The 1,020-nt window shown below is 51.1% G+C and carries 1 protein-coding gene; it reads left to right on the top strand.

What is annotated here, in order from left to right; genetic code table 11:
• Positions 1-497 precede the first annotated feature (497 nt).
• Positions 498-1,020: Bro-N domain-containing protein (locus KEM39_RS11360; RefSeq protein ID WP_211710073.1), on the top strand; the 523-nt coding region annotated here is incomplete at its 3' end.

Genomic DNA, 1,020 nt, shown 5'->3' with positions numbered 1-1,020 from the left:
CTCCGCCGCTGCCGCGATAACGGCCGCCAAACCCATAAGTGTGGCGAAAATCAGCGCGGCGGCCGCCAGCCGTTTCCCTACGATTCCTGCATCTGTCGTGTTCATGTTTCCACCTACCTTTACTTGGTGTTTTGGGTTATACTTAATCAAGTTTGAATCCTTGTCTGATAAGGGTTTGAATACAGAACCCCCGCAAAGATTCGCGCCTTTGCGGGGTTTCGCTTCGGTTTCAAAGATAAAACCCCTTGCATTCGCAGGGGGTTTTGTTTATGATGGGGTTTCCTAACAAACTTACAACAGAAAACGCGCCTGTTGCGCGATTTTTCGTATCTACTCCCATCATATTGTTTGCCGCATTTCCGTTTCCTTGGTTGCGACAGATTTCAAGTTATGGGGGTGCGGGTAGCAGCAATGCCCCGGACGCTACTGTAAGTGCGTTAGGACACCCCCGCCCAATTTGGGTATTCCTAAAACCTTTAAACTTACAGGAGTTCATCATGAACGCATTATCTCTTTCTTTTAAAGATATCAATTTCCAAATTACCGACATCCACGGCCAGCCTTGGCTAAGGGGCTTGCAAGTTGCAAGCGCCTTGGGATACAAAAATCCAGCAGCCGATATTGTCAATCTCTACAACCGCAACGCCGACGAATTTACCGACAGCATGACCCAAGTTATCGAACTGCCCACCGCAGGCGGCAAACAGCAGGTGCGTGTATTCAGCCTGCGCGGCTGCCACCTGCTCGGTATGTTGGCACGAACCAAAGTAGCCAAAGAGTTCCGCCGCTGGGTGCTGGATGTATTGGAAGATGAAGTATCAGGCCGTCTGAAACCGCAAGCACCGCGCAAAGCCCTGCCGTCAGGTTTAACCCACGAGCAACAGGCGGAAGTCAAAGCCCTGCACAATATCCTGCTCCAATCCGTGCCGTTCGAGAAGCAGAAGGCTTTGGCGATTACGTTATGGAGCGCGGTCAAATCGAAATTCAAGGTCGGCTACAAAGACGTGCCGCCCGAACAGT

This window comes from Neisseria sp. Marseille-Q1983 (assembly GCF_018224585.1).
Taxonomy (GTDB): Bacteria; Pseudomonadota; Gammaproteobacteria; order Burkholderiales; family Neisseriaceae; genus Neisseria; species Neisseria polysaccharea.
The sequence above is the reverse complement of the archived record's forward strand: the minus strand, read 5'-3'. Positions and strand labels throughout refer to the sequence as shown.